The sequence below is a fragment of the Agrobacterium sp. NPDC058088 genome, from assembly GCF_042885035.1.
Classification (GTDB): Bacteria; Pseudomonadota; Alphaproteobacteria; order Rhizobiales; family Rhizobiaceae; genus Agrobacterium.
Genome location: NZ_JBHVSU010000002.1, coordinates 336593 through 356421, shown reverse-complemented (window position 1 = coordinate 356421; position 19829 = coordinate 336593). Strand labels below are relative to the sequence as shown.

General features: G+C 60.2%; 19 protein-coding genes. 11 read left to right on the top strand and 8 right to left on the bottom strand.

Translation table 11 applies throughout. From position 1 onward, the window contains the following. Nucleotides 1–89 precede the first annotated feature (89 nt). Nucleotides 90–488, top strand: a complete 399-nt coding sequence (locus ACFVTJ_RS06995) for a hypothetical protein (protein ID WP_386905852.1) — start codon at nucleotides 90–92, stop codon at nucleotides 486–488. Between the two features lie 107 nt (nucleotides 489–595). Then, nucleotides 596–868: a hypothetical protein gene (locus tag ACFVTJ_RS06990; RefSeq protein ID WP_006310254.1), complete on the top strand. Its 273-nt coding sequence runs from the start codon at nucleotides 596–598 to the stop codon at nucleotides 866–868. On the opposite strand, the gene ppdK is transcribed toward ACFVTJ_RS06990, so the two are convergent. Beyond that, on the bottom strand, nucleotides 846–3572 hold the full coding sequence (gene ppdK, locus ACFVTJ_RS06985) for a pyruvate, phosphate dikinase (RefSeq protein WP_386905850.1): 2727 nt from the start codon (nucleotides 3570–3572) through the stop codon (nucleotides 846–848). The two genes, ACFVTJ_RS06990 and ppdK, sit on opposite strands and share 23 nt — an antisense overlap. A gap of 228 nt (nucleotides 3573–3800) precedes the next feature. Here ppdK and ACFVTJ_RS06980 point away from each other — a divergent pair, with 228 nt between their 5' ends. Further along, entirely contained in the window at nucleotides 3801–4778 is a 978-nt protein-coding gene (locus tag ACFVTJ_RS06980) for a VOC family protein (protein ID WP_386905848.1), read from the top strand. Between the two features lie 435 nt (nucleotides 4779–5213). Here ACFVTJ_RS06980 and ACFVTJ_RS06975 read toward each other — a convergent pair whose 3' ends face one another. The 3 genes from ACFVTJ_RS06975 to ACFVTJ_RS06965 form a co-directional block, all read right to left on the bottom strand. Then, complete coding sequence (locus ACFVTJ_RS06975; RefSeq protein ID WP_386905846.1) at nucleotides 5214–8681, bottom strand: chromosome segregation SMC family protein; 3468 nt, start codon at nucleotides 8679–8681, stop codon at nucleotides 5214–5216. Between the two features lie 84 nt (nucleotides 8682–8765). Then, nucleotides 8766–9446, bottom strand: a complete 681-nt coding sequence (locus ACFVTJ_RS06970) for a DsbA family protein (RefSeq protein ID WP_386905844.1) — start codon at nucleotides 9444–9446, stop codon at nucleotides 8766–8768. 128 nt (nucleotides 9447–9574) lie between these two features. After that, nucleotides 9575–10102: a DUF721 domain-containing protein gene (locus tag ACFVTJ_RS06965; RefSeq protein ID WP_386905842.1), complete on the bottom strand. Its 528-nt coding sequence runs from the start codon at nucleotides 10100–10102 to the stop codon at nucleotides 9575–9577. 97 nt (nucleotides 10103–10199) lie between these two features. Here ACFVTJ_RS06965 and mutY point away from each other — a divergent pair, with 97 nt between their 5' ends. Together mutY and ACFVTJ_RS06955 are read left to right on the top strand one after the other, a co-directional pair. Then, a complete protein-coding gene (mutY, locus tag ACFVTJ_RS06960; protein WP_386905840.1) occupies nucleotides 10200–11303 on the top strand; it encodes an A/G-specific adenine glycosylase in 1104 nt (367 codons plus the stop codon). Continuing rightward, nucleotides 11300–11911, top strand: coding sequence for an HAD family hydrolase (locus ACFVTJ_RS06955; RefSeq protein ID WP_386905838.1), 612 nt, complete (start codon nucleotides 11300–11302; stop codon nucleotides 11909–11911). Before mutY ends, ACFVTJ_RS06955 begins: the two co-directional genes overlap by 4 nt. A 332-nt stretch (nucleotides 11912–12243) precedes the next feature. Here the strand turns inward: ACFVTJ_RS06955 and ACFVTJ_RS06950 are convergent, their stop codons facing one another. Continuing rightward, nucleotides 12244–13389, bottom strand: coding sequence for a site-specific DNA-methyltransferase (locus tag ACFVTJ_RS06950; RefSeq protein ID WP_386905836.1), 1146 nt, complete (start codon nucleotides 13387–13389; stop codon nucleotides 12244–12246). A 235-nt stretch (nucleotides 13390–13624) separates the two neighbouring features. Between ACFVTJ_RS06950 and ACFVTJ_RS06945 the strand changes: the two genes are divergently transcribed. Next, a complete protein-coding gene (locus ACFVTJ_RS06945; protein WP_386905834.1) occupies nucleotides 13625–14725 on the top strand; it encodes a hypothetical protein in 1101 nt (366 codons plus the stop codon). A gap of 62 nt (nucleotides 14726–14787) precedes the next feature. On the opposite strand, the gene ACFVTJ_RS06940 is transcribed toward ACFVTJ_RS06945, so the two are convergent. Both ACFVTJ_RS06940 and ACFVTJ_RS06935 read right to left on the bottom strand, forming a co-directional pair. Continuing rightward, complete coding sequence (locus ACFVTJ_RS06940) at nucleotides 14788–15261, bottom strand: DUF1284 domain-containing protein (protein ID WP_386906886.1); 474 nt, start codon at nucleotides 15259–15261, stop codon at nucleotides 14788–14790. A 46-nt stretch (nucleotides 15262–15307) separates the two neighbouring features. After that, nucleotides 15308–15988, bottom strand: coding sequence for a GntR family transcriptional regulator (locus tag ACFVTJ_RS06935; protein ID WP_207135551.1), 681 nt, complete (start codon nucleotides 15986–15988; stop codon nucleotides 15308–15310). Nucleotides 15989–16043: 55 nt separating this feature from the next. Between ACFVTJ_RS06935 and ACFVTJ_RS06930 the strand changes: the two genes are divergently transcribed. The 4 genes from ACFVTJ_RS06930 to ACFVTJ_RS06915 all read left to right on the top strand — a co-directional run bounded on the left by ACFVTJ_RS06930 (nucleotide 16044) and on the right by ACFVTJ_RS06915 (nucleotide 17557). After that, nucleotides 16044–16175 (top strand): hypothetical protein, encoded by a 132-nt coding sequence (locus tag ACFVTJ_RS06930; RefSeq protein WP_386905832.1) that lies wholly within the window; start codon nucleotides 16044–16046, stop codon nucleotides 16173–16175. Nucleotides 16176–16224: 49 nt separating this feature from the next. Further along, nucleotides 16225–16914 (top strand): HAD family hydrolase, encoded by a 690-nt coding sequence (locus tag ACFVTJ_RS06925; protein WP_003520496.1) that lies wholly within the window; start codon nucleotides 16225–16227, stop codon nucleotides 16912–16914. 71 nt (nucleotides 16915–16985) lie between these two features. Beyond that, a complete protein-coding gene (locus tag ACFVTJ_RS06920; protein ID WP_386905829.1) occupies nucleotides 16986–17264 on the top strand; it encodes a BrnT family toxin in 279 nt (92 codons plus the stop codon). Beyond that, nucleotides 17243–17557 (top strand): BrnA antitoxin family protein, encoded by a 315-nt coding sequence (locus ACFVTJ_RS06915; RefSeq protein ID WP_386905827.1) that lies wholly within the window; start codon nucleotides 17243–17245, stop codon nucleotides 17555–17557. The genes ACFVTJ_RS06920 and ACFVTJ_RS06915 overlap by 22 nt, the downstream gene beginning before the upstream one ends. A gap of 56 nt (nucleotides 17558–17613) precedes the next feature. Here ACFVTJ_RS06915 and ACFVTJ_RS06910 read toward each other — a convergent pair whose 3' ends face one another. Further along, complete coding sequence (locus ACFVTJ_RS06910; protein ID WP_386906884.1) at nucleotides 17614–18156, bottom strand: PilZ domain-containing protein; 543 nt, start codon at nucleotides 18154–18156, stop codon at nucleotides 17614–17616. Nucleotides 18157–18429: 273 nt separating this feature from the next. On the opposite strand from ACFVTJ_RS06910, the gene thrC reads away from it, so the two are divergent. After that, the gene (thrC, locus tag ACFVTJ_RS06905) at nucleotides 18430–19827 is read left to right on the top strand and encodes a threonine synthase (RefSeq protein ID WP_386905825.1); all 1398 of its coding nucleotides are present in this window, start codon (nucleotides 18430–18432) and stop codon (nucleotides 19825–19827) included. Nucleotides 19828–19829: the final 2 nt, after the last annotated feature.

The window sequence follows — 19829 nt, the reverse complement described above, 5'->3', positions numbered from 1 at the left end:
AGGCCCACAATTTTTTGGAATTGACCCAAAGATATTCAACGTTAGCGCTAGTGGCGTCAAATCATCACAGCTGGTCACGGGAACCATGTATGACGAAACGCAACTGGATTTATGTTGGTCTGCTCCTATTTCTTTCTTTCGGTCTGCTCATCGACGCCGCATTGTGGCCAGCCGGGGCGCCAAGCTCACTCACCGCCAACGATCTGGTACAGATGTTCGGCATCATCACACTCTTTGCCTGGTGGCAGATAGAAGATGCCGCAAAACATGATTTCCGGCGCAGTTCTTCCGCCAAAATAGCGACCATTCTAATCGCACCTCTCGGGCTCGCGATTTACCTCTATCAAACAAGGCGTTGGACACGCGCGACACTTGGCCTCATCGCCTTTATCGGAGGCATGATTGGCGCCGGCGTCCTGACGATGCTGTTGAGCGACTGGCTGATTTTGCAGGGTATATTCCCGCCCTCGTTTCTTTCAAGATCCTGACATTGAAAAAACTTTCGCTGACGACGCGGCTTTTCCCCGTATCAAAACAGGCGTATCACTCGCGGCAATAAAACCGCCGTACGGCTGTCATATCAGGGAGAAACAAGATGCGTGTTTCCATCGTCCTCGGTTCGCTTGCAGCCCTTGTGGCGCTCACCGCCTGTCAGACGCTGACACCGGAAGAGCGCAGGGCGCGTGATGAGGCGACATGCCGGGGGTATGGTTTCCGCCCCGGCACGGACCCGATGGCCGGTTGCCTTCTCGATCTGGAAATGGACCGCCGCGCCGATAACCGTGCCTGGCAGGCGCAGATGAACCGCGACATGTTCTACCGGCCGGTCGTTGTCGAGCGTCAGATCATCGTCCGACAGAACCCCTGACCGGAATGAAAGCGACGTTGCTTGCCACCTGCCCCTCCTTCGCCTGCGCCGCAAGCGTTGCCTGCGCGGCGGCCAGACGGGCAATCGGCACGCGGAAGGGCGAGCAGGACACGTAGTCGAGATCCGCATCCTCGCAGAAATGGATGGAGGCCGGATCGCCGCCATGTTCGCCGCAGATGCCGAGCTTCAGTTCCGGCCGTGTCTGGCGGCCGCGTTCGGCGGCAATGCGGATCAGTTCCCCCACCCCGTCGAAGTCCAGCGAGATGAACGGGTCGCGTTCGATGATGCCCTTGCGCTGATAGGTATTGATAAACCGCGCCGCATCGTCACGGGAAATGCCGAAGGTCGTCTGCGTCAGGTCGTTGGTGCCGAAGGAGAAGAATTCCGCGGCTTCCGCAATCACATGGGCACGCAATGCAGCGCGTGGCAGTTCAATCATGGTGCCGGTCAGATATTCGATCTCCATGCCGGTTTCTTTCGCCACGGCTGCGGCAACGCCATCGATGACCGCGGTTACGTAATCCAGCTCGGAACGCAGGCCGACCAGCGGCACCATGATCTCAGGCACAACGGGTGCGCCGGTGATGCGCGCCGCCTCAACGGCGGCTTCAAAAATGGCACGGGCCTGCATTTCCGCTATCTCGGGATAGGAGATCGCCAAGCGGCAGCCGCGATGCCCGAGCATGGGGTTGAATTCGTGCAGCGCATCCAGCCGCTGGCGAAACACCGTTTGCGGCATGCCCATGGCGGCGGCCACCTCGACGATCTCGCCATCGGTCTTCGGCAGGAATTCGTGCAGCGGCGGGTCAAGCAGGCGGATCGTTACCGGCAGGCCATGCATGATCTGGAACAGTTCGGTGAAATCCGAGCGCTGCATTGGCAGAAGCTCATCGAGCGCTGCCCGCCTGCCCTTTTCGCTTTCGGCGAGGATCATCTCGCGCATCACATGAATGCGGTCACCTTCGAAGAACATATGTTCGGTGCGGCAGAGGCCAATGCCCTCCGCACCGAAGGCGCGGGCGGCGCGGGCGTCGGCCGGCGTATCGGCATTGGTGCGCACCGTCATGCGTCGCAGGCCATCAGCCCATTCCATCAGCTTGCCGAAATCGCCCGAGAGTTCCGGCTGCGTCATCGGCACCTCGCCCTTCAGCACCCTGCCCGAAGAGCCGTCGATGGTGATGACATCGCCGCGCTTCAGCATGCAGCCGACGCCGATTAGCACCTTGTTGCGCATATCGACGCGCATGGAGCCGGCACCGGTGACGCAGGGAATGCCCATGCCGCGCGCGACAACGGCGGCGTGGCTGGTCATGCCGCCGCGCGTCGTCAGAATGCCTTCGGCGACATGCATGCCGTGAATATCTTCCGGGCTCGTTTCGATGCGCACCAGAATGACGCGACGCCCCTCGGCTTCGGCAGCGACCGCCTCTTCCGCGGTAAAGACAATCTCGCCCGTCGCTGCCCCCGGAGAGGCCGGCAGGCCGGAGCCGATGATGGGACGCGAAATGCCGGGATCGATGGTCGGGTGCAGCAGCTGGTCAAGCGAGGAAGGCTCGATGCGGCAGACGGCCTCTTCCTGCGAGATCAGTTTTTCCGCGACCATATCGACGGCGATCTTCATGGCGGCGCGGGTGGTGCGTTTGCCGGAGCGGGTCTGTAGCATCCAGAGCTTGCCGCGCTCGATGGTGAATTCCAGATCCTGCATGTCGCGATAATGGGTTTCCAGCCGCTTGCAGATCGCCAGGAATTCCGAAAATGCCTCTGGCATCAGCTTTTCCATGGAAGGCTTGTCGGAGCCCGAGGCGAGGCGTGCGGCTTCTGCGATGGATTGCGGCGTGCGGATGCCCGCAACAACGTCTTCCCCCTGCGCATTGACGAGGAATTCGCCGTAAAGCTCCGCCTCGCCCGTCGAGGGATTGCGGGTGAAGGCGACGCCGGTTGCCGAGGAAGAGCCGAGGTTGCCGAAGACCATGGCCTGCACGTTGACGGCCGTGCCCCAATCTCCCGGAATATTATGCAGGTGCCGATAGGTCACGGCGCGAGGGTTCGTCCAGCTGGCGAAAACCGCGCCGATCGCGCCCCACAGCTGGACATGACAATCCTGCGGGAAGGCTTCACCGAGTTCGTCCTCGATCAGCTTCTTGTAAAGCGAAACGACGTGCTGCCATTCGACCGCCGACATGTCGGTATCATATTCATGGCCGAGGCGGCCTTTTTCGTCCTCCAGGATTTCCTCGAACATTTCATGATCGAGACCCATGACGACGTCGCCATACATCTGGATGAAACGGCGGTAGCTGTCCCAGGCAAATCGTGCATCACCCGCGTCATGGCCCAGTGCCTCCACCGTGCGGTCGTTGAGACCGAGGTTGAGGACGGTATCCATCATGCCGGGCATGGAGGCACGCGCACCGGAGCGAACGGAGAGAAGCAGCGGCGACTGGCTGCCGCCGAAGGTCTTGCCAGTGACGATCTCCATGCCGTGCAGGCCGGCCATGACCTGTAACTTCAGTTCTTCGGGAAGATCACGGCCGTTCTTGTGATAAAGCGCGCAGGCATCGGTAATGATGGTGAGGCCGGGGGGAACGGGAAGGCCGAGACTTGCCATTTCGGCAAGGTTCGCGCCCTTGCCGCCCAATATCGCAACGTCACCTGCCCTGCCTTCGGCAGCACCGTTGCCGAAGGTATAAACCCATTTTTTCATTCCACGCTCTCCACCCAGAAGCGTTGTCATTTTTCTATCATCTACAGCATTGGCAGCACGTTGGAAACGCCGCAACGCGTAGTTTACATCGCAGTGCAGCATAATTGCGGCGAATTGCGCGCCAGAATTGCCTTAAACAGGACATAACAGCAGCATTGACGCATTCGTGTAGTGCGCTGAAACGGAGTGTTACCTAAGCCATTCAAATCGCCGACAAAGAGATTATTCATGCAATTTACCCGCCGCCATACGCTTAAATTTGCAGGAATTTCCTGTGCCGCCACCGCCCTTGCCGGTGCGCTCAAAGCAGAAGGGGCAGCCCCCGTTGCTGGCGCCGCCTCCGCCCTTCCCTTCGCGCTGACGACGCCGATGCATATCGGCCAGGCCGCATTGCGGGTGCGCGAACTCGATCCGATGATCGATTATTACCGTTCTGTTCTCGGTATGAACGAAGTGGAACGCACGGCAAGAGGCGTGGCGCTCGGTGTCGGCACCGTGCCGTTGCTCGATCTTGTGCACAAGCCGGTCGCGGATTTCGAAAGCCCGACCTCCGCCGGCCTTTTTCATATCGCCTATCTGATGCCCTCCCGCAAAGATTTGGCACGATGGCTGGTGCATGCAGCGCTGAAGCAGGTGCCGCTCTCAGGTTTTGCCGACCACAATGTCAGCGAGGCGATCTACCTCAACGATCCCGAGGGCAACGGCATCGAGGTTTACAGCGACAGGCCTAAGGACACCTGGGAGTGGGGCGGCAATGTTGTGAAAATGGGCACCGAACAACTCGATATCGATGATCTGGTCAAGCTGACCGACACCAAAAGAAGCGATTATGAGGCTGCCCCGGCGGGAATGCGCATCGGGCATATTCACCTACGGGTCGGCGAAATCGCCACCGCTCGCGCCTTTTACGAAGAGGCCGTCGGCCTGCGACCGACGCAGGATGCGCGCTCGGACGCGTCCTTTCTCTCTTCCGGCGGCTATCACCATCATCTGGCGGTGAATACATGGAACAGTAGGGGTGCGAAAGAACGCAACGCCTCCGAAACCGGCCTCGACTGGTTTTCAATTACCGTCCGCAATGCCGCCGATCTAGACGCGCAGAAAACGCGGCTGAGGGCCGCCGGTTGCGTGCTGGTGGAGATGGAAAACAATGTGGTAGAGGCAATCGACCCCTGGGGCACGCGGCTGCGGCTGGTGCCGGGGTGAGTGGTCCACACGCTCGATTCGAAGCGGGTGCCACAAAGATGCTCACACACCTTCGTCCGGAACACTACAGACCCTCACCGCCCCCTTCCTCATTCCTTTGCTTTTCACAGGAATCCACTCGACGCGCCTCGGCGCGGCGGGAGACCCTCGTTTCAAACCAAGGACTTGGGCTGGCTGAATTCCTGTGACAAGCACAGTAATGAGGAACCCGCCCTTATTCTTCAGCCGAAAAAGAAAGCCTTGCGAGGCCACGGCAGCGGCCTCGCAAGGCATTCCATCCGGTACAGGAAACCGGATGGTGGGGTCTCAGGAGAACCTTTGGCTCTTGCAAAAGACATAGCAAATTGCCGCGTAATGTCGCTCACCCGAATGGGTGATATGACGAGATAAATTGACATTGAGCAAAACTGGAAATTGAATTCCGGAAAAGTCGCCTCACACGGCTTCGCGCAACTGTTCGGCAGTCTGCAAATCAACAGACACCAGTTGCGATACGCCCTGTTCCGCCATGGTGACACCGAAGAGGCGGTTCATGCGCGCCATGGTGATGGGATTGTGGGTGATGATGACGAAGCGGGTTTCGGTGGAGGCCACCATTTCATCCATCAGGTTGCAATAGCGCTCGACATTGTGGTCGTCGAGCGGCGCATCCACCTCATCCAGCACGCAGATCGGCGCGGGATTGGTAAGGAAGACCGCAAAAATCAGCGCCATAGCCGTCAGCGCCTGCTCACCGCCTGACAGAAGCGTCATCGTCTGCGGCTTCTTGCCCGGCGGGCGGGCGAGGATTTCGAGGCCGGCTTCCAGCGGATCATCGGATTCGATCAGCTGCAATTCCGCCGTGCCGCCGCCGAAGAGATGCGTGAACAGCCGCTGGAACTGCGAATTGACCACATCGAAGGCGGCGATCAAGCGTTCGCGGCCCTCGCGGTTGAGGCTCTGGATGCCGGCGCGCAGCTTGCGCACGGCGTCGATGATATCGTCCCGCTCCTTGATCAGCGCCTCAAGCTTCGCGGAAAGCTCGGCCTGCTCCTCCTCGGCACGTAGATTGACGGCGCCAAGCCTTTCGCGCTCGATCTTCAGCCGGTCCAGATCGCGCTCGACATCACGAATATCGGGCTTTGGCTGGTCCGGGCCAAGGCCGGTCAGGCGAAACGCCATATGCGGCTCGGTATTCAGCGTTTCGCGGATGCGATGTTCCGCCTCCTGCCGTTTCTCGCGGGCGGAAACCAGACGTTCTTCGGCGCGGCCGCGTTTTTCGCGGGCTTCGGCCAGTTCGGAAAGCGCCGTAGCCGCCAGCCGGTCGGCGGCACGTTGCAGGTTTTCCGCCTCGGCCAACCGGTCGGCTGCCGCGCGGCGGGCGTCTTCGGTCGTTTGCAATTCATTGAGGAGGTTGCGGCGCTTCTCGTCGAACTCCTCCGGCGCAATGTCCAGCTCGGCGATTTCCTCGCGCGCCTCTTCCTCGCGTTCGCGCAGCGTGGCGATGTGATCGGCCGCACTTGCCGCCCGCGATTGCCAGGTGGAACGCTCCTGCTTTATCGCCTGAATTCTGCGCTGGCGGCTTTCCGCCTCGCGACTCACGCCTTCATGGCGGGCGCGGGCCTCTGCCAGAAGGCCGCGATCGGTCGCGACTTCCAGCTGGCTTTCGCGCAACCGCAGATCCAGCACGGAAAGATCGGGCGCGTCTTCCATTTCGACACGGGCGTTTTCTTCCTGAACGGCGATCTCATCGATCTGCGCGCCGATCTGGTTCAGGGCTTCGGACACGATATCGCGACGTCGGAGAAGATCGCCCGAGGCCCGTTCGGCTGATGTCAGCGCCTCACGCGCCTCGGCAAGATGGCGGGTCGCAAGACGGCTTCTGTCGCGAACTTCCGAAAGCCGCAATTCGCTGCTGCGGATATCTTCGGTTTTCGCGGCAAGCTGATCTTCGGCCTCTTCCAGAATGGAGCGGGCCTCGTCCATTTCGGTTTCGATTTCAGCAAGGCGGTTCTTCTGCGACAGGCGAAGCGCTGCGGCACCCGGCGCATCGGCGCTGGCGATATGGCCATCCCAGCGGAACAGCGCGCCTTCACGCGTCACCAGCCGCTGGCCGGCTTTCAACGACGGCAGCAGGCGCCGGGCTTCCGATACGTCTGCAACGACGCCGATCTGTGCGAGGGCACGCCTAAGCGCATCCGGTGCCTGCGCATAATCCAGAAGCGGTTTGGCACCCTGCGGCAGGACGGGATCGCCAGTGCCGTCGCCATTGCCGCCCCAGTAGGCAGGGGCTGCGGCATCGAGCGGGCTTTCAAGATCATCGCCAAGCGCCGCGCCAAGTGCGGCCTCGTAACCGCGTTCCACCGTCATTTCTTCCGCCACCGGTGTGAAGCTGCCATTGGCAGCGGCACTGGAGGCGAGGATTTTGGTGATGGTGCGCGCTTCCGTGTCCAGCGCGTTCAGTCGGTTTCGCGCCGTTTCCAGCGGCGCGCGCGCCAGCGCTTCGGCGGAACGCGCCTCGGCGACGGCAGCTTCGGCTTCCTCCACCACGATCATCGCGTCCTCGACCGCGATCTCAGCCGCCTCGACGGCTTCGCGTCGTTCTGCCGGGTCCGGAAGGCTGGAGAGTTTTTCGTCGATGGCCTCGATCTCGGCCGTTGCTTCCTGCGATTGCCGTTCGAGCCTTAGCTTGCGGTCGGAAAGATCGCGGATCGCCCGCTCCAGCTGCTGACGGCCCGCGGCCGCCTCGGCGCGCTCGGCGGTGATGGCGGTGAAGATGGCTTCGCTTTCCGCCAGCTTGACGGACGCAGCTTCGAATGCTTCGCGCATTTCGTCGGCATGGCGGCCGGAATTGGAGAGGATTTCGAGAAGCTCGGCTTCTTCCTCATCGAGCCGCGCGAGTATCTGGGCATTGTCGGAGACAAGCCGTTCCTCACGGACGATATCCTCGCCAAGCTGTGAGAGACGGCGCGCCAGCTCGTCACGACGGCGTAGCAGGCGGTTTGCCTCGTCGTCCAGCTGGGTGCGGGCGATTTGCAGGCGTTGCAGGGCGGCGGCGACTTTCGCCTCATCCTCGCGCAGTTCCGGCAGCTTCAGGCTGGCGATGCCCTGCTGCTTGGCCGCTTCCATCTGGGCTTGAGCCTTTTCGGCGACGATATTCGTCGCCTGATTGAGCGCGGTTTCCGCCTCGCCTTCGGCTTCCTTCGCCTCCACCCAGCGAATGTGCAGAAGCGTTGCCTCGCGGGCGCGGATATCGGCGGACAGCATCTTGAAGCGGTTCGCCTGCCGCGCCTGGCGTTTCAGGCTTTCGATCTGGCTTTCCAACTGGGCGGTCACGTCTTCCAGCCGCTCCAGATTGGTCTCGGCGGCGCGCAGGCGAAGCTCGGCCTCGTGGCGGCGGGAATGCAGGCCGGAAATGCCAGCCGCCTCTTCCAGCAGCTGACGGCGGGCCTGCGGCTTGGCGTTGATGAGCTCGCCGATGCGCCCCTGCCCCACCATGGAGGGCGAGCGCGCGCCCGTGGAGGCATCGGCGAAGAGAAGCTGCACATCCTTGGCACGCGCTTCCTTGCCGTTGATGCGGTAGACGGAGCCATTTTCGCGCTCGATTCGGCGCGTCACCTGAATTTCATCGGCATCGTTGAAGGCGGCGGGCGCGGTGCGGTCGGAATTGTCCAGATAAAGGCCGACCTCGGCGGTGTTACGGGCGGGACGGTTGCCGGAACCGGAGAAGATGACGTCATCCATGCCGGATGCGCGCATGTTCTTGTAGGAGTTCTCGCCCATCACCCAGCGCAGCGCTTCGACAAGGTTGGACTTGCCGCAGCCATTGGGGCCGACGACGCCGGTCAGACCGGGCTCGATGATGAATTCCGAAGGCTCGACGAAGGACTTGAAACCGACGACGCGGAGCTTGTTGAACTTCATGCCGTCATGCTCCGGATAGACAAACGGCAATAAAAAACGGGCGTGCGGAAATTTCCGCCGCCCGTCTCTTTCAGGGTTCGGCGATCAGAGCAGCTTGTCGATGACAGCCGACATGGTTTCAACCGACATGTCTCCTGCGTATTTCTTGCCGTTGATGATGAAAGTCGGCGTGGAGTTGACGCCAAATTCCGTCGCACCGCGTTGCATGGTTGCGTTCACATCATCCAGAAGTTTCTGGTTCGTCAAGCAGGCCTCGAAAGACTCCTGTGAGAAACCGGCCATTTTCGACATTTGCAGCAGGGCGGCGCGCGCATCCTGCGCAACGGCCCAGCTCTGCTGCTGCTTGAACAGCATGGAAACGAAGGGGAAATACTGACCTTCCGGTGCGCAGCGCGCCAGCATGAAGGCGGCAGCGGCGCGCGGATCGAACGGGAATTCGCGCAGCACGAAATAGACCTTGCCCGTGTCGATATACTTCTTCTTGATTTCTTCGAAGGTCTTGTTGTGGAAATTGGCGCAGTGCGGGCAGGTCATCGACATATATTCGACGATCTTGACGGGTGCGTTTGCATCGCCGAGCGCTGCTTCCGGCAGCGGGCCGGGCTTCATCACCGCAGCCATATCCACATCACCGGTGGACTCAGGCAAATCCTGCGCCTGGGCAATACCGGGTGTGAAGGCGAACGGCAGGGCCGTGGCGATGGCGGCAAAGGCAACACCGCCAAGAAGGCTGCGACGGGAAATGGTCAGTTCGGGAAAATGCATGAAAGCACCTGTTGGTAATAGACTCGATTGTCTGTTGATTCCGATATAGCGACGGCCTGTTCATCACAAGCGGGGTTTTGAACTCTTCTTGTCAAAGAATTGTGACCAGTCAAGGACGGCACCGTTCATCAAATCGTCTTGCGCCCCGACTTCTTCTGCATAACCGCCGTGCCAAGCCTCTCCACCGCCTTGCGCAGCGCCTCGCTCTCGATGCCTTCCATCATATCGCCGAGACGTTTTGCCGCGTCGCCGCGCAGCGGCTGGGGTTTACGCCGACGGGTCACGGCCTGCGAGACCGGCTTTTGCACGATCCTGATCTGGCGCACGGCCGGAAAGCCGAAGAAGCCGTTGATGCGGGCAATGAGTTCGCCCTGCGCGTGGGTGAGAAATAGCGCGCGCGCGCCTTCGCAGGCGATCGTCAGCACGCCGGGCTGATAACCGCCGCGATCCGGCCCCTCGTCGCGGCGCGGCCAGGTGATCTTTTCCGGCCGGGTGCAATCGGCGAAGTCGTCACCGGCAATTTCGTCCCAGGAACCGAGCAGCGCGGTGTTGATGCCGGCGCGTTTCGAGAGCACGGGGTCCATGATGCCATTGGCGACTTCGGCGATCTGGACGACGCCCTTCTTCTTGCCGGCGCCGCTCTGGGGATAACGCATGTTTCACTCGCGATTTTGGAGAGGGCGATCCACATTTTCTTGATCGCCCGCTACGGATGTCCCAACTATAGGCCAAATCGAACAGAAACGGCAAACCATGCTTCAAAAAACCGCTCCGTCGTCTTATGCGCAGATGCTGCTTGCATGGTACGACCGGCACCATCGCGAATTGCCATGGCGCACTTCCCCGGCCATGGCAGCGAAGGGAAACCGCGCCGATCCATATCATGTCTGGCTTTCCGAAGTGATGCTGCAGCAGACAACGGTGCAGGCGGTAAAGCCCTATTTCCTCAAGTTTCTCGCGGCGTGGCCAAGCGTCAAAGATCTGGCGGCGGCACCGGTCGATGATGTCATGGCCGCCTGGGCGGGGCTCGGTTATTACGCCCGCGCCCGCAACCTGAAGAAATGCGCGGAAGCCGTGGCGAATGAGCATGGCGGCGTCTTTCCAGATACGGAAGAGGGTCTGAAGCAGTTGCCCGGCATCGGCGACTATACGTCCGCCGCCGTCGCTGCCATTGCATTCAATCGTCAGGCAGCGGTGATGGATGGCAATGTCGAACGTGTGATTTCGCGTCTCTTTGCCATCGATGCGCCCCTGCCCGGATCAAAGCCTGCGATGAAAGCTAAAGTAGCAGAGTTGACGCCTGCCGACAGGCCCGGGGATTTCGCCCAGGCGATGATGGACCTTGGCGCAACCATCTGCACGCCGAAACGGCCGGCCTGCGCGCTCTGTCCGTTCAATGGCATCTGTCTGGCGCTTGCGGAAGACGAGCCGGAGCGGTTTCCGGTGAAAGCCGCAAAGAAGGCAAAGCCGGTGCGGCTCGGTGCTGCATTTGTAGCAGTGAATGCCGTGGGTGAAATCCTGCTGCGGCGGCGCATCGAAAGCGGGCTTCTGGGCGGCATGACCGAGGTGCCGACAACGGCATGGACCGCCCGCGTGGATGGCGGCACGGAGGTCAGCCACGCGCCGTTTCCCGCCGACTGGCAGGCGGCGGGCGTTATCGTGCATGTCTTCACCCATTTCGAACTGCGGCTGACAGTCTATCGCGCGCAGGTGCCGGACAGGCTTCAGACCGGCCCGGATGACGGATGGTGGGAGCCGGTTACAAATCTTGACGCGCAGGCGCTGCCAACGGTGATGAAAAAAGTCATCGCGCAGGCTATTCCATCCGCATTCTATGAACGCAGGAAATTTCGATGACCAAGATTGAGCATATCGTATTCGACATCGGCAAGGTACTGATCCACTACGATCCGCATATTCCCTATAGCCGCCTCATCCCCGATGCCGACGAGCGCAAATGGTTCTTCGAGAATGTCTGCACCCATGACTGGAACCTCGAACAGGATCGCGGTCGCCGCTGGGAAGACGCCGAGGCCTTGTTGGTTGAGAAGTTCCCGGACCGGGAAGAGCACATCCGCTCCTTCCGCAAGTTCTGGCACGAGATGGTCTCGCATTCCTATGACGATAGCGTCGCAATCATGGTCGGGCTGATCGACAGCGGCCATGACGTTACGATGCTGACCAACTTTGCCTCAGACACCTTCCGCGAGGCACAGAAGATGTTTCCCTTCCTCACCTTGCCGCGCGGCGTCACCGTTTCCGGCGATGTGAAGCTGTTGAAACCTGATGTGGCGATCTACGATCTGCACGCGAAGGAATTCGGTCTTGATCCCGCCGCCAGCATCTTCATCGACGATACGCTCGTGAATGTCGAAGGCGCAAAAGAAGCCGGCTGGCAGGCGGTGCATTTTACCGGCGCCGAGAAGCTGAAACAGGATTTGCGGGACTTTGGGGTGGAAGTTTAATCGTCCATATACCAAAAAAGAAATTGGCGCAGGCGGAAATGGCGGTCTCCGGCCTGCGCCAGTCCTGCCGCAAGCGGCATCGGACGCAATGTTTTTGTGAGCTTTCCGGACCGGATTTTCACAACCACTGCTCTGATTTGAGACAGTATTGCTCGTCTCTTGCGCGAAACTTGTCTACCTAAAATTTTATATTCGAAAATACCAACGCCCGACACTGATGTGCCGGGCGTTGGTCGTTCTCCATCCGGGACTGAAGGTACTAAACCGGGCGGAGACGTATGCTGACAAGGGCGGGCGGTGGATCGTCCGTCTTCGGCCTCTTGGGCTTTCGACTATTCGGCCTTTGCCATTTCACTGCGGATGATGGCTCGGAGTTCATCGATCGGCTTCAGCGCGTCGCCGTCTTCGAAATGCCAGAACGTCCATCCGTTGCATGCGTCGAGACCCTGCACCTTCGCGCCGAGGCGGTGAATGGAGCCGGCGGTTCCGGCGGATGCGAGCGTACCATCGGCACGAATAATGGCGCTATAGCGGCGCTTTGCATCCGTCAGCACCTGGCCGGGACGGACGAGCCCGCTTTCCACAAGGGTATTGAAGGCAACGCGCGGTTCGGCCTTCTTACCGGTCATGACCGTCAGTTCGGCCTTGCCGAGCGGCTCGACGGCGGCAATGCGGGCAGATGCTGCGTCGATGTAATCCTGCTCGCGCTCAATGCCGACGAAGTGACGGCCGAGACGTTTTGCCACCGCGCCCGTGGTGCCGGAGCCGAAGAACGGGTCGAGCACGATGTCACCAGGCTTGGTAGAGGCCATGATGATGCGCGCCAGCAAGGCTTCCGGCTTCTGGGTGGGATGCACCTTCTTGCCATCCTCGCCCTTCAGCCGCTCATTGCCGCTGCAGATCGGGAACAGCCAGTCGGAGCGCATCTGCACATCGTCGTTGGAGGCCTTCAGCGCATCGTAATTGAAGGTATAGCTCTTCGCCTTCGGATCGCGGCTGGCCCAGATCATCGTCTCATGTGCGTTCTGGAACCGGCGACCCTTGAAATTGGGCATGGGGTTGGTCTTGCGCCAGACGATATCGTTGAGGATCCAGAAATCGAGGTTCTGGAGCATGGCACCGACGCGGAAGATATTGTGATAGGAGCCGATGACCCAGATGGTGCCGTTCGGCTTCAGCACGCGGCGGCAGGCAAGCAGCCAGGCGCGGGTGAAGGCGTCATAGGCCTCGAAGGAGGCGAACTGGTCCCATTCGTCATCCACTGCGTCGACCAGCGACTGATCGGGACGGTGCAGCGTGCCGCCAAGCTGGAGATTATAGGGCGGGTCGGCGAAAATCGCATCCACCGACTGGCTCGGGAGGGCATCCAAGGCAGCGACACAATCACCTTTGATGATGCTGTCTTTCCAGGCGTCACTCTCGCCCGCACGATCAAAACCGGCACGCCGAAAATCGGCCAGCGGAAAAACTGCTGCCATTGGTACTCGCTCCATACGCTTACTCTTTTACTAATGCCTATGGTTACCGAAGATGGTTATCAAAGCCTGAACAAGTCACGGAAAATGCAAAATAAATGGCTGTTGCCGCCACTATGCGGCATTTACGGCGAAGGCTGCGGAACCCGAGGCGGCGCAAAAACGTTGTGCACAACGGGTTGTCCTGTTGCGCCAACTGGTGCGCTAGGACGACGGTAAATAAGGGGGGTGATCCGCAATGGGATCCATGATGAAAATGACTTGTTTTTCCGCGCATGTCGCCCGCGCTGCGCTTGTCGTTGCAGCGTTGCCATCACTGTTGTGGGCGCAGGCACCGGCGGCGCAGTTTAACGTCGTGACCGATGCGGTGCTCGTTGATGGTGGTCCCTCCCTCGGCAATAGCGACAAGGTACGGTGGGATTTCTACAAGGCTGACCGGGCCGGAGCGCGCACCGACGAGAATGCCGGCGGTTCTTATGACGCCACCTTTGAAGCGAAGCTGCCGGCCGGCAAATATGTCGGCGTGGCGGCGCTGGGCAATGTGACCCGCGAAACAACCTTTGAGGTGAAGGACGGCAGTGTCGCAAGGCCAAAAGTGAATTTTGATGCCGCGGAACTGACGGTCGTGCCGAAACGCAGCCCCGGCGGCGATGTGGAAACACAGGCGAAAACCGAAATCACCAAGGGCGACTTCAAGGACAGCGTTTACGGTGAGAATACGGTCTTCGTACCGGCGGGCGAGATTGTTCTCACCGGCAGCATCGGTCCGGCGCGGGCGCAGGAAACCCTTGCCGTCAAGGCAGGTGAGACGATCAGCCATGAGCTTGTCATTCCAAGCGGCGTGATTGTCACAAAAGCGGTCTATGCGGATGGCGGCAAAGCCGTTGAGACGGACGATATCCGTTTCGAGGCGCTCTCCGCCAAGGCAACACTCGATGGTACGCGTCAGACCATCAACGGAACCTACGGCACCGGCAAGATGATGGAAATGCCCGCCGGCGATTTCGTGATGCGTGCGCGTCTTGGCAAGGTGACAGTGGAACAGCCGTTCACGGTAACGGCTGGAAAACGCACCGAGATCACCCTCAACCTCGATGCGGGCGTTCTGGCGATCACGGCGCCGGGTGCGGAACGGATTGATATCGTCGAAACGACCAAAGACCTTCAGGGCACGCAGAAGGAGATTTCCGGCCGTTACGGCACGAAACATCAGGAAACCCTGCATCCCGGCGATTATTCGGTAAAGGTAAGCTACGACAAGAAGTCGGGCCGCGACCCGAAGGAAATCAAAGCGACCGTCAAGGCGGCGGAGCGGACCGAGACGCAGGTGCCGGAGTAATAGCGGCGGCGCGGCCCTCCCCCTCCCTCATTCGTGGGCCAAGCACATGAATAGAAAAGGCGTCACGTGTTGCGACCATCCAACCCATATTTGGGCCTGAGCATCGGGTGCTTCGAAAAAGCGGGCGCATCCTTCGGCATCGCCTGTGGCGGCGCGCCGATTTTCACGCCGGCAAATCCCGAAGCTGCGATGCGGTCGCAAAGCCTGATCCACTGACAGCCGCGACACGCCTGCCGGATGTCTCCGGCGGCGAAAGCCCCGCGCATCTTCGCGAGAAAATCCGGCGTTGCCTTCAGCCCGCTGCCGGCGGTGAGTGTTTCGCCCAGAAGTGCCGAAACCGACAGCCGGGCCGTCTCGTCCCGCTGCACGATGCCTTGGTTAAAACAGTGCGCATGGCTTTCGCAAAGCAGACCTTCGCAGATATCGTCCGCCCCTTCCACCAGCTCGATATCCTCGCCCGCATTCAACCGCGCGGCGACGCGGTCGTAGTTCTCGACGAAACCTGATGTGTAGCCCTTGCCGACATAGGTCAGCATACAGAGAATGTGGTGGGGCCGCAGGCGGACGGTCACGGGCCGCCGCCTATCCAACGATGGCGAAGGCGTCGCGCACCGAGCCGGACGAGGTGCGGATGGCCTTGCGACCGATCCATTGCACATGTCCGTCGAGAATGCGCACCGCCTCCTCGGCGCGGCCGCCGCGCAGCGCATCGATTATGGCCCGGTGATCGGTATCGGTGCGGCGCTCCCAGCCGGCCCGCCAGGCGGAAAACAGGAAACGGGCGCTTGCCGCATGCAGGCCGTCGATCGCCTCCATCAAACGTGGCATGTTGCAGGGCGCGGTGATGAGGCGATGGAAACGGCGATTGGCCTCCTCCCAGTGCTGCACATCGACGGCGCTGTCGCCTTCCAGCGTCGCGGCCTCGGCCTGATCAAGAATCGCCGACGTCATGTTGGGAATGGCGTGGCGCAGCGCCAGAACCTCGAGGGCTGCGCGCATTTCCGCCACTTCACGTACGTCGTCAAGGCCGAAATCCGCAACCCGCACACCCCGGCGCGGGATGCTGGCGGCGAGCCCCTGCGCTTCCAGCCTGCGAAACGCCTCGCGCACCGGCACATGCGACGCACCGAATTCGGCGGCGATATGATCCTGCCGCAACCGCTCGCCCGGAGACAGTTCACCGCGAACGATGCGCTCGGCAAGCGTGCGGCTGATGCGTGCGGCGATGGTGTCTTCAGGTGTGGTCTTCACTGGCTTGGGCATAATATCCCATAACGCATATGCCGCGCGACTGTGTAGTTGTTTTTGCAGGTTCCAGATGGGCAAAACCGAATATTCGAAATCCACCAGCCGCTTATCCGGTCCCATCTCCGGCACGGGGCAAGCCATGAGCCTGACGGGACCGACCCTTGCTGATGAGCCGGTTGAGCTTGGCGCGGACATGGTCTAAAAGCCCGGCATCATTTTCTTCCGAGCAAATCCGATACAGGGAGCGCCCCATGAGCGGCTTCGACCTCATTATTTTCGACTGCGACGGCGTTCTGGTCGATTCCGAAATCATCGCGGCGCAGGTGGAATCCCGCCTTTTGACCGAGGCCGGTTATCCGATCTCCGTTGAGGAAATGGGCGAGCGTTTCGCCGGCATGACGTGGAAGAACATTCTCCTGCAGGTGGAAAGCGAAGCCAGCATTCCGCTGTCCGCATCGCTGCTCGATAAGTCGGAAAAACTGCTCGACATGCGGCTGGAACGGGACGTGAAGATCATCGAGGGCGTGAAGTTCGCACTGTCTCGCCTGACGACGCCGCGCTGCATCTGCTCCAACTCTTCCAGCCATCGCCTCGACATGATGCTGACGAAGGTGGGCCTTAAGCCCTATTTCGCGCCACATATCTATTCCGCCAAGGATCTGGGCGCCGACCGCGTGAAGCCGAAGCCCGATATTTTCCTGCATGGCGCAGCACAATTCGGTGTCTCACCCGATCGTGTGGTGGTGGTCGAGGATTCCGTGCATGGCATCCATGGCGCAAGAGCCGCCGGCATGCGGGTCATCGGCTTCACCGGCGCATCTCACACCTATCCGAGCCACGCCGACCGGCTAACCGATGCGGGCGCCGAAACCGTGATTTCGCGCATGCAGGACCTGCCGGCCGTGATCGCGGCAATGGCGGAGTGGGAAGGCGCTTTTTGAGTTGTGGAGAGGCTCCTTTCGTGATCTGAGTGGCAGCATTGATATTTTAATAAATGTAGCTACATTAATTCATGAAAATCATATGGGACGAGCCCAAGAGGCTTGCCAATATCGAGAAGCACGGCTTCGACTTTGCAGATATCGATGGGTTTGACTGGGAGAACGCCATCATCGAGAAAAGCCTGACTGAACCGGGAAGTTCGCGCTTTAAGGCGATCGGATATTTTCGGGACGGGACGATGGCCGTTGTCTTTGCGACTGTTGGAACAGAAGCGATATCCATCATCAGTTTCCGACGGGCGAGTTCCAGGGAAAGAAGGAGGTTGCCATGGCCAAAGTTGCAAAACTAAAAGAATTCAAACCGGGACACGGCTACACCAAAGCAGATTGGGACGCGGTGGATTTCCCGGAAATGACGGATGATGAACTCGCGAATGCCCGTCCTGCCCGGGAGGTTTTGCCCCCCGCCTTTTTCGAAGCAATTGATGAATACCGAAAGACGCGTGGCCGCCCGCTACTGGAGAAGCCGAAAAAACAGGTCACATTGCGTCTTGATGAAGACGTGGTGGAGCGTTTTCGAGAGGGTGGCAAAGGGTGGCAAAGCCGCATCAATGATGCTCTGCGCAAAGCCGCAGGCATTTGAATTCGTTGCCACGCAGTAAGAAACCGGAGACCGCAAAGCAGCCTCCGGTTTTTACATCATGTACGACGCTTGGTCTTCGCCTTCGCGCCCTGCTCGGCAAAACCGATATAGACACTGACGGACCTCGGTGCGCCGCCCGGCCCATTGGGGATGGCGACGTGGTCATTGTTGAAGATGAACTGCGTGCCGGCTCCGCCTGCGGGAACATCAATGGCGAAATTGGTCGTTTCGCCGAAAATCTCGCCGTCGCCGTCCTTCACCGTCACGCGGATCGGCACAGTCGCACGGCCGCCCTTCGACATGGGGCCGGGAACGAGGCGACCCTGGGCGAGCACGTTGACGGTGAGCGTCGATTCATTGGCCGTGCAGGAGCGTGTCGTGTCCGAGAGCGAAACCTGATAGGCGAGCTTCTGCGGATCGTCCTTGGCTCCACCGGCGTAAACGCGATGAACGGCATTGGCATCGAGAATCGTGACCGTCGGGCAATTGGCCTGCACGACCGGCGTAACGGCATTGGCCTGCGCAGCCGGCGGATTAACGGCGAGCGAGTCCGACGGATTGGAGGAGTTGCAACCGGCAACAACGGCCAGAAGCGACATAGCGGCGGACAAACGCAAGAAATTCCCTGACACTCTTCTAATTCCCTCTCCATTGTCCCGGAACCGAACCGCAGACGCTGTTTATTGACCTTTCACGCAGGTTGGCGATGGTCTATAGCAGCGACGCCGGAAAAAATCGATTGGCATGTTCGGTTTTGCTTGAATTTTCAAAAAAGCCCTTCATTACCTCGCCAATCGCCTCATTTCGGTGAGACGCTGCTGGAAAGATGCCGACGATCGGCAACGGACAGGTTAAGGACAGGGGACTATCTCGTGAAATATGTATCGACCCGGGGTGCGGCCCCTTCGCTTGGTTTCTGCGACGCGCTTCTGGCAGGCCTTGGCCGCGACGGCGGGCTTTATGTTCCCAGCGAATGGCCGTCCATGTCGAAGAAGGAGATCCGCAATCTGCGCGGCAAATCCTATCAGGACGTCGCCTTCGAGGTTCTCTACCGTTTCACCGGCGGCGAAATTCCGGCCGACAAGTTCAAGGCGATGATCGATGACGCCTATGCGACTTTCCGCAATCCGGCCGTCGTGCCGCTGACGCAGACGGGTCCGAACACCTTCGTGCTGGAGCTTTTCCACGGCACCACGCTCGCCTTCAAGGACGTGGCGATGCAGCTCCTTGCCCGTCTGATGGACTATACGCTGACGGAGCGCGGCGAACGCGCCACGATCGTCGGCGCGACCTCGGGCGATACCGGCGGCGCGGCGATCGACGCCTTTGCCGGGCGTGAACGCACCGATATCTTCATCCTCTTCCCGAACGGCAAGGTCTCGCCGGTGCAGCAGCGCCAGATGACGACCTCGACTGCTTCCAACGTCCACGCGCTGGCGATCAACGGCAATTTCGACGATTGCCAGACGCTGGTGAAAGAAATGTTCAACGACGTGAAGTTCCGCGACAGCGTGAAGCTTTCCGGCGTCAACTCCATCAACTGGGCGCGCATCATGGCGCAGGTGGTTTATTATTTCACCGCGTCGCTCTCGCTTGGCGGCCCGGACCGCAAGGTGTCCTTCACGGTTCCAACAGGCAATTTCGGCGACATCTTTGCGGGTTACGTCGCCAAGAAGATGGGCCTGCCTATCGACAAGCTTGTTATCGCCACGAATGACAACGACATTCTGGCGCGCACGCTGAAGACCGGTCGTTACGAGATGCGCGGCGTCAAGCCCACCACCTCGCCTTCGATGGACATTCAGATCTCGTCCAACTTCGAACGTCTGCTGTTTGAAGCCTATGACCGCGATTCCGCTGCGGTGAAGTCATCGATGGACGGCCTCAAGCAATCCGGCGCGTTTGAAATTCCGGCCAAGGCTCTGAAATTCATCAAAAAGGACTTCCGCGCCGGCCGCGCCACCGAAAAGCAGGTGGCGGCGACCATTCGCGACACGCTTGCAAACACCGGCTACCTGATCGACCCGCATACGGCGACCGGCGTTTTCGTGGCTGAAAAACATGAAAAAGCATCCTCCCCGATGGTTGTCCTGTCGACTGCGCACCCGGCAAAATTCCCGGCCGCTGTAAAATCCGCTTGCGCAATCGAGCCTGCGCTTCCAGTATGGCTAGCTGACATTATGAACCGGGAGGAGCGTTTCGACATTCTGGACGCAGAGCTGAAAGCCGTGGAAACCTTCATCGGCAAACATGCACGCGCCGGCAAATAGAG